Below are 8,006 nucleotides of genomic sequence, written 5' to 3'. Positions count from 1 at the left end.
GAATCAAGCAAAAAATCATAGATGTTTATGGTCAGGATACCATATTCATCATATTGGCTTGGCACCATGTCCATGGTGATGATGATTTTCTTGAAAGAATCATCAATCTTTCTAAACGGTCTGACTTCCTGAGCTCGCTTTGTTTCATCAGGCAGTGCATAGGCCGATTGAATATAGTATCTGGAAGAACCTAGATTGCACACAAAATCCACTTCCAGCTGCTTACGAATTACTTTTCCGTTTTGATCTTTTTCCACAACAGGTACAACGCCTACATCCACACTGTAACCGCGCATACGCAGTTCGTTATAGATCACATTTTCCATGGAATGGGTCTGTTCAAACTGACGAAAGTTAATTCTTGCGTTGCGAAGCCCAAGGTCAGAGAAATAATATTTTTTTGGTGTTTCAATATATGCCTTGCCCTTAATGTCATATCGCTGGGCCGATTCGATCAGGAATGAATCTTCAAAAGAATTCAAATACTTTTTAATGGTATTGGCCGTTATTTTAGATTTCTTCACCGATCAATAACCCCCTTTGCGAAGGATTTTTGCAACCTTTTACATTTTTCTGTAATTATACTTCCAACATATCAGTCAATCCAAGTCAAAAAAACTGCCAAAATCATCTGGCAGTTTAATCTTTTAATTTTTCGTATTCCTTTTCTTTCTTACCGACTATGATTGTATCGCCCTGGATCACGATCGGACGTTTGACCAACATACCATTCTGAGAAAGAAGTTCAATCAACTCCTCCTCCGACAGCGTTAACCGCTTTTCTTTCATGTTCCATTCGCGATACAACATTCCGCTGGTATTAAAAAGCTGATTTAAAGAAATCCCTTTAGAGATCCAGTCTTTGATCTCTTCTTTGGTCGGATTGTCTTCTTTGATGTTTCGATATTCGGCATGGATCCCCAGTTGCTCCAGGTATTGATACGCCTTCTTACAAGTGGAGCACGGCGGATAACCGATAAATACCGTCTTCATTATTCAAACGCGTGCGCCAAGGCCGTGCTCAAGGAAGAATTGGATTCAACAGCCTGGATCAGCGCTGAGATCAAAGGTGCGATCGAAAGCACGACAAGATTTGGATAGTTCTTCTGGTTTTCTGTCTGATCGATCGTATCGGTGCAGACAAATTCCTTTAATCCGCTGTTTTTCAAGCGATCGATTGCCGGTCCGGATAATACACCGTGGCTGCAGGCAGCATATACTTCTTTAGCTCCCTGTTTCTTCAACATTTCCACCGCCGTGACCAGAGTTCCGGCCGTATCGACCATATCATCGATCAGAATCGCTGTTTTATCTTTGACATCTCCCAACAAGTTCATCGCAACCGCAACATTGGGTCTTGGGCGGCGTTTGTCAATGATCGCAACCGGTGCGCCTAAGATATCCGCTAAATTACGGGCACGCACGGTTCCTCCATGATCAGGACTGACCACAACCGGATCGGTCAGGCCTTCTTTATGATTGAAATAATCTCCAATCAAGCCCATGCTTGTGATATCGTCAGCGGGAATATCAAAGAATCCCTGGATCTGGTTGGCATGAAGATCCACCGTTACCACACGGCTGGCTCCCGCTCTCTCTAATAAACTGGCTACCAGTTTGGCTGAGATCGGCTGACGAGGTTTTGCCTTGCGGTCCTGACGGGCATATCCAAAATAAGGGATCACACAGTTGATACTGGCAGCACTGGCACGCTTGCAGGCATCGATACCGATCAAGATCTCCATTAAATTGTCATTGACCGGACAATTGGTACTCTGAATAAAATATACGTGTTTTCCACGAACACTTTCTCCTAACTCAACCAACACTTCTCCATCCGAAAAGTGATTGACTTTACTTTTTCCTAACGGTAAACCTAATTCTTTACAAATCTCTTCTGCTAAATGCTCACTGGATGATAATCCAAAAACAATAGTATTTTCCATGATTGTTCTTACCCTTTCCTTCTCTTGATTTTTTTCTGACTAAAAACTTTCGACAGTGGTTATCCTGAATGGATAAACGTCATTGGCCCTACTTTTTCCTGACTTTTGACGTTTGTACCAACCACCTTACTTGAATCAATCACGGCACCTTGACCGATGACTGCGTCTTCGATAAACGATCCGGGAAGGATCGTGACATGATCTTCAATAACCGTCTTTCCCAAGATTTCCACATTGGGATAAATCAAAACATCGTGTCCGATCTGAACATCTTTTCCAATCACTGTGCGGTTGGGATCAACAATTTGAACGCCTTGTTTCATCCATCCGGTGTTGATCTTATCCCGCATCCATGCATACGCATGATATAACTCAATACAATCATTGATTCCCATGACTTCATCACGGTCTTCAATGACCAGTCCGTTTACTTTCTTTCCCAGATTTGAAAGAATCTTGACCATATCGGTCAAATAATATTCATGCTGGGCATTTTCACATTGTAAAGAATCAATATGATCAAAAAGATCTTTATTATTAAAACAATACATTCCTGCATTGATTTCTTTGACTTCCAGCTGTTCCGGTGTACAGTCTTTGGCTTCAACGATGGAAACCACATTGCCTTGTTCATTTCGAATGATCCGGCCATAATGCGCTCCCTGGTCCAAGACCGAAGTCAGAAGGGTTAAAGAGGCATCCTTGTTGGCTTCAAAAAGTCTTTCCAAAGTTTCCGGCTGAATGCAGGGACCATCGCCATTGATGATCAAGGTATCTCCATCGGCATCGCTTAACGCTTTGCACTGCATGATCGCATGTCCGGTTCCCAGCTGTGGTTCCTGTAAGGCAAATTCACATTCCGGATACGCCTCCATGATCGTCTGGGCCTGATAACCGACCACGATCATGATCCTTTCCACATGGACAGCTTTTAAAGCGTCGATAATATATCCGATCATCGGCCGATCAATGATGGGATGCATCACCTTGCTCAAGGTTGATTTCATCCGGGTTCCTTTTCCTGCTGCCATAATAATCGCGTTGCGCATGCGACCACCATCCTTATTCACTATGTAACATCATAACAAAAATCAAGTGACAGTTAAAGAAAAAAAAGGGTTTTCACCCTTTTTAGTCCAAGGCTTCGATTTGATGTTCTACTTCACGAATGGAAGATGTCAGCTGATCCACCGTGCTCTGGGCATCATTGACAGCCGCCCGTGCATTCGTTACCGCCGCAGAAGCTGAATTGATCTGTGTTTGAAGCGTATTTAGATCTGGATAGTTGTTAGCTTTTTTCTGTGCCTGTTCCAGCTGGTCATTGAGTTCTGGCCATTCTGCATAAATGTTATTGAGTTCGATCAGCTCTTCCTGCGTGATCGTCTGTTCTGCCTGCTTGTTTAACAATTCCTGGCGTCTTGTCTCCATGGCGCTCATTTCATTTTGGATGTTGAGCACTTCATTATTGGCTTCGACCGCTTCCTGATAATGCGTATTGAGCTGATCATATTCATTCTGTCTTGCCGTCAGATCCTCGTTGGCACTGCGCAAAGTGGACTGAGCCTGGGTCAGCTGATCGTTCAAAGACGAAAGCTGCGCCTTTAATTCCGCAATCTTTGCGTTATTATTGGAAGAATCTTTTTTATCTCCCGATTTCTCCTTGGCAAGAAGTTCGTCAAAGGTAGATCCTGTAACATCTTCGAAATAACGGTTCAATTCCCGCTTCTGCTTCTTGGTCAAAGAATTGTAATCTTTTTCGTAATCCACGATATCGGAATAATCCTCATCAAAAACGCCGTCGATCCACTCAATGATCCGGTCATAGGCCCGTTCCTGGGCCTTTGTGGTTTCTTCGGTCTTTGGCTCTTGAGAAGAAGGATTCAAGAAAGAATACACGCCAAATCCTATCAATCCGAGTACGACAACAACCGCCACAACGATTCCTACAATGGCTCCCGGGCTTAACCCTTTTTTCTTTTTATGCCCTGCTTTTTTGGGCGGTCTTGATTTCGAGACCACTTCTCGTCTAAGTTTAGGCGCTCCTTCTTCCTCGAGTAAAGACTGGATCTCATTGTCATCGATCACAACGGTCTTATTGGAGCTGTCTTGTTCTTCTTCAATATAATCTGGATCAAACATCATTGTCTGATCTCGCTTTGTATCTTTTGCCGATATCACAACGGTATCATTCAATCGATCGGATTCCTTGATTTCCACCGGCTCCTGATATTTCTTTGCCTGTGTTCGTTTTCTGGCGGCAAACCCCTCCATTTTTACTTCCAGGGCATCGTCTTCCTGATAGGAATCCAACAATCTGGAAATCTCATCTTTTGCCTTTTTATCTGCCATAAATAACTCCCCTTTTGTTTCATTCTACCAAAACAGGCCCTTTTTTTCTACCACCATTTGCCGATGGTCCTCGATCCATAATGGATGGGCTGAAAGAACAAACACATATTGAGGCAAAACCAATGAAACGGCAGCCCGCAAAGTAGAACCTGTCGTGCATACATCGTCCGCCAACAAAATATTTTTCGAGTTCAGAAAGTAATGCTCCTTTTTTCGAAGAACCTTGAATACCTGTTGACGCTGATCTTTAGACAGCTGACTTTGTTTATGATCTTTTCGTTTATAGAAAGGGCTCTGGGTTGGGATGTTCCAGGATAAAAAGATTTCCTTTAAAGGATCAAAGGCTCTATGCATATATTTTTCATTGGATGAACATAAAGTACAGACCGTAAACTTTTGAAAACGATCGATCGAATCCTGGATCGCTTCCAAAAACACCGGAGCCAATAGAATATCGCATTGTTCCTTATAGCGAAAAAACAAACGTTCTAAGAATTCATCATATTCATAAAGGACATGCCACTGTAATCCATCGATTGTATAGATCTTTTGATGAAGCTTCAATTTTGATCGGCACGAGGCACAAAGAAAAGAGGGAAAAACCGACAGGTCCATCAAACTGTGGATCGTATCCAGGGATTCATTACAGATCAGACAGAGTCGTTCATTTGCCTTAATATACGAACGCACTGACGAACCGATGGACTGGCATAACGGCATAGGCACACTCCTTTCCCATACGGATCTTTGAAGGTTCGGCCCACTCGGCCAAAGATCTGGATCAGACTGGCGGTGGTAAAGACGGCATGCTGAGCTTCCAATACGGCCACCTGGACGCTTCCAATCGTGATCCCTCGTTCTAAAAGCGTCGTACATACCAGAATATCAAGCTCCCTGTTTCGAAACCGATCGAGAAGTTCGTCTTTTTCTTTTGTCTGAGAATGGATCCCTCTAGCCTTAAAAAAACGGTTCAACAGAAAAGAAAGCCAGGCACAGTCTTCTTTTCTCGGCACAAAGACCAGAACTTGTTTATGGGCACGGATGCACTTTACGCAGAACCAGAACAAAAGGATCAGCTGTCTAAAAAGAGAGCCTTCTTTGACTTGGGGTACGATCAACGGTTTTCCATGCGGTCTCTGAAACAGCTGAACCACTTCCATCGTCTTCTTTTCCATCTGTTCCAACATGGACAAAGAAGGCGTGGCGCTCAAATACATCTTCTGCCCCTTGCAGCTGAGCTCCACAAGCTTCTCCAACAGATCGTTGCCCGCATAGGGAAAGGCATCCACTTCATCGAGGATCAACAGATCGAATCCATAAGGATATCGGTAAAGCTGATGCATCGTACAAACGATCAGATCGGCATCGGTGATGGAAGTATAATCCTGGGCCACTTCCACCACGCTCAGCTCAGGAAAAGCTTTGCGAAGACGTGCGGCAATCTCCAGCACGACCTGACGGCGGCTGATCGCAAAACAGACTTTCTTTCCCTGACTTAAATACGCACAGATACTCTCAAACGTGATTTCTGTCTTTCCTGCTCCGGCAGCGGCATACACAAAGACATCTTTGCCGCTTTGAAGAATCTTCAGCGCCTGTAAAGAACAGGCTTTCTGATATTTTGTCAGTTCATACTCCAAAGAAGGATGTCCTTTCCAAACGCGATGCGACAATACACAGGGCGCAATCGTATCTCCGATGTTGACACGGGAAAAGGCGATGCATTTGCGGCAATAATACGTTCCTTTGTCGTATCCAAACAAACGTGGATCTTCATTCTGGCATCTTGGACATTTCATATTGATATATACGTACAATTTTCAAAGATTTATGAAAAAATGTGTATAAAAAAACCAGGTTGTCCTGGTTTTCTGATTATTTATTTTTGAAAATATCCGCTTGTTGAAGTCGAAGACCGGCTTCAATGATGGCTTCCTTATCCTGGACCAGAGCCAGACGAACATAGCGTTTTCCCTGCTGGCCAAAAGCCTGTCCCGGGGTAACGACGATTCCAGTCTTCTCCAAGAGATCCACTGTAAAATCCAGAGAGTCTTTATAAGATTCCGGGATCCTGGCCCAGGCAAACATCGTGGCCGGGCTTTTCGGGATCATCCATCCCGCCTTTTTAAATTCTTCCATCAAAAGATCGCGCCGATCCTGATAAGCCTGACACGTGCTCTTGATTCCTTTTCCGCCATGACGCAGGGCTTCGATACCGGCATACTGCACCGGCAAAAAGATGCCGTAATCCATATTGGACTTTAACGTATTGTATACACGGATGATCTCTTTGTTTCCGACCATGACCCCTAAACGGGCCCCGGCCATACCGAAAGTCTTGGAAAAAGAATTCAGCTCGATCCCAATATCCTTGGCGCCATCAAAAGATAAAAAGCTCTTTCCGATCTTGCCGTCAAAGACCAGTTCACTATAGGCATTGTCGTGCAAAACGATGATCTCGTATTTCTTCGCAAAGGCAATCAGCTTTTCATAGAAAGAATCCGGGGCAATCGCACAAGTGGGATTGTTTGGATACGATACGATCATCATCTTCGCTTTTCGGGCGATTTCCGGATCGATTGAATCAAAATCGATCAAATAGTCGTTTTCCTCCAGGAGCGGCATATATTCCACTGTGGCGTTGGCGATCTTAGGTCCGTCACTGAAGATCGGATAGTACGGATCGGGTACAAGAACGATATCCCCCTGATCACACAAGGCCAGAAACAAAGTGCTTAGGGCTTCCTGCGATCCCTGAAGACAAATCATTTCATCTTCTTCCAGCTGGACACCATAGCGATTTTGATACCAGTCATGGATCGCGCTTTTCATTTCCGGCAGTTCGTTGATGGCATACTTATAGTTTTCCGGTACCAGCACCGCCTCCTGCATCACTTTCATGATCGAAGGTTCTGGTGCGATATTGGGTGAACCCACCGAAAAATCGATGGTCTTCTTATTCGTTCTTTTGGTATAGTCCAATTTCATCAATTTCAGCTTTGTGAAGATCGAAGGCTGAAAGACATCCATTCGTTTTGACTGAATCTTCATTATTCTTTTCTCCTTTAAAAAAAACAGCGTTTCCGCTGTTTTATTGTATCACTTATTGTCCGTTTTTCAGACCATATTTCTTGTTAAACTTCTCAATACGTCCCTGAGCAGCCGCAAAACGCTGACGACCTGTGAAGAATGGGTGACAGTTACTGCAAGTATCTACACGCATTTCATCTTTCTTGATCGTACTTCCTGTTTCGAATTCAGCTCCGCAAGATGTACAGATACATTTAACACGATGGTATTCTGGATGAATTCCCTGTTTCATGTCGTATCCTCCTTCCGCCTTAAACTACTGTTGAGTTTAAAGTAAGTGCGCAAGAATAATATCATGAACCTTAACGAAATTCAAGGCGTTTTCTAATATTTCCTGACCTGAAATCTGAATCGAAAATGATAATGTCCTAATGTAAAGAAAATGATTATGTCCCAAGTGGTATAATACTTCCTTATCCAAGGAGGTAGCGTTTTGAGAAAGGTAACTTTAAGAATGAACGAACAATTCAAATATGACATTATCAAGAATCTGGTCGATAAAAACGGAAACAAAAAAGCGGCAGCCGTAAAACTGAACTGTTCTGTCCGTCACGTCAACCGCATGATCAACTCTTATAAGACCCGGGGCAAAGCCGCTTTTGTCCATGAAAACCGCAACAT

The 8,006-nt window shown here is 43.6% G+C and carries 9 protein-coding genes and 1 pseudogene; 1 reads left to right on the top strand and 9 read right to left on the bottom strand.

The features are described from left to right. From Q0K03_RS06545 to rpmE, 9 genes are all read right to left on the bottom strand, one after another. Nucleotides 1–524 (bottom strand): DUF4143 domain-containing protein (locus Q0K03_RS06545; RefSeq protein WP_297238920.1); only part of this gene is annotated, 524 nt, incomplete at its 3' end. A gap of 115 nt (nt 525–639) precedes the next feature. Beyond that, a complete protein-coding gene (locus Q0K03_RS06540; RefSeq protein WP_297238919.1) occupies nt 640–993 on the bottom strand; it encodes a Spx/MgsR family RNA polymerase-binding regulatory protein in 354 nt (117 codons plus the stop codon). Then, complete coding sequence (locus Q0K03_RS06535) at nt 993–1,946, bottom strand: ribose-phosphate pyrophosphokinase (RefSeq protein ID WP_297238918.1); 954 nt, start codon at nt 1,944–1,946, stop codon at nt 993–995. The genes Q0K03_RS06540 and Q0K03_RS06535 overlap by 1 nt, the downstream gene beginning before the upstream one ends. A gap of 59 nt (nt 1,947–2,005) precedes the next feature. Continuing rightward, the gene (locus Q0K03_RS06530; RefSeq protein WP_297238917.1) at nt 2,006–2,995 is read right to left on the bottom strand and encodes an NTP transferase domain-containing protein; all 990 of its coding nucleotides are present in this window, start codon (nt 2,993–2,995) and stop codon (nt 2,006–2,008) included. Nucleotides 2,996–3,077: 82 nt separating this feature from the next. Next, the gene (locus Q0K03_RS06525; protein ID WP_297238916.1) at nt 3,078–4,295 is read right to left on the bottom strand and encodes a hypothetical protein; all 1,218 of its coding nucleotides are present in this window, start codon (nt 4,293–4,295) and stop codon (nt 3,078–3,080) included. A 24-nt stretch (nt 4,296–4,319) separates the two neighbouring features. Further along, entirely contained in the window at nt 4,320–5,015 is a 696-nt protein-coding gene (locus Q0K03_RS06520) for a hypothetical protein (RefSeq protein WP_297238915.1), read from the bottom strand. Further along, nucleotides 4,946–6,094, bottom strand: a complete 1,149-nt coding sequence (locus Q0K03_RS06515) for a helicase-related protein (RefSeq protein WP_297238914.1) — start codon at nt 6,092–6,094, stop codon at nt 4,946–4,948. Before Q0K03_RS06515 ends, Q0K03_RS06520 begins: the two co-directional genes overlap by 70 nt. Before the next feature lie 76 nt (nt 6,095–6,170). Beyond that, on the bottom strand, nt 6,171–7,346 hold the full coding sequence (locus Q0K03_RS06510) for an aminotransferase class I/II-fold pyridoxal phosphate-dependent enzyme (protein WP_297238913.1): 1,176 nt from the start codon (nt 7,344–7,346) through the stop codon (nt 6,171–6,173). Nucleotides 7,347–7,398: 52 nt separating this feature from the next. Then, nucleotides 7,399–7,617: a 50S ribosomal protein L31 gene (gene rpmE / locus Q0K03_RS06505; RefSeq protein ID WP_297238912.1), complete on the bottom strand. Its 219-nt coding sequence runs from the start codon at nt 7,615–7,617 to the stop codon at nt 7,399–7,401. Nucleotides 7,618–7,818: 201 nt separating this feature from the next. Here rpmE and Q0K03_RS06500 point away from each other — a divergent pair. Continuing rightward, nucleotides 7,819–8,006, top strand: a pseudogene (locus Q0K03_RS06500) (hypothetical protein); the annotation flags it as partial.

The organism is uncultured Faecalicoccus sp. (genome assembly GCF_944327125.1).
Lineage (GTDB): Bacteria > Bacillota_I > Bacilli_A > Erysipelotrichales > Erysipelotrichaceae > Faecalicoccus.
This window is presented reverse-complemented; position numbering and strand designations above follow the sequence as displayed.

Bases quoted from the DNA above. Each gene is read 5' to 3' on its own strand.
- Q0K03_RS06525 (WP_297238916.1), bottom strand. From the start codon at position 4,295: ATGGCAGATAAAAAGGCAAAAGATGAGATTTCCAGATTGTTGGATTCC.
- Q0K03_RS06540 (WP_297238919.1), bottom strand. From the start codon at position 993: ATGAAGACGGTATTTATCGGTTATCCGCCGTGCTCCACTTGTAAGAAG.
- Q0K03_RS06520 (WP_297238915.1), bottom strand. From the start codon at position 5,015: ATGCCGTTATGCCAGTCCATCGGTTCGTCAGTGCGTTCGTATATTAAG.
- Q0K03_RS06530 (WP_297238917.1), bottom strand. From the start codon at position 2,995: ATGCGCAACGCGATTATTATGGCAGCAGGAAAAGGAACCCGGATGAAA.
- rpmE (WP_297238912.1), bottom strand. From the start codon at position 7,617: ATGAAACAGGGAATTCATCCAGAATACCATCGTGTTAAATGTATCTGT.
- Q0K03_RS06535 (WP_297238918.1), bottom strand. From the start codon at position 1,946: ATGGAAAATACTATTGTTTTTGGATTATCATCCAGTGAGCATTTAGCA.
- Q0K03_RS06515 (WP_297238914.1), bottom strand. From the start codon at position 6,094: ATGAAATGTCCAAGATGCCAGAATGAAGATCCACGTTTGTTTGGATAC.
- Q0K03_RS06510 (WP_297238913.1), bottom strand. From the start codon at position 7,346: ATGAAGATTCAGTCAAAACGAATGGATGTCTTTCAGCCTTCGATCTTC.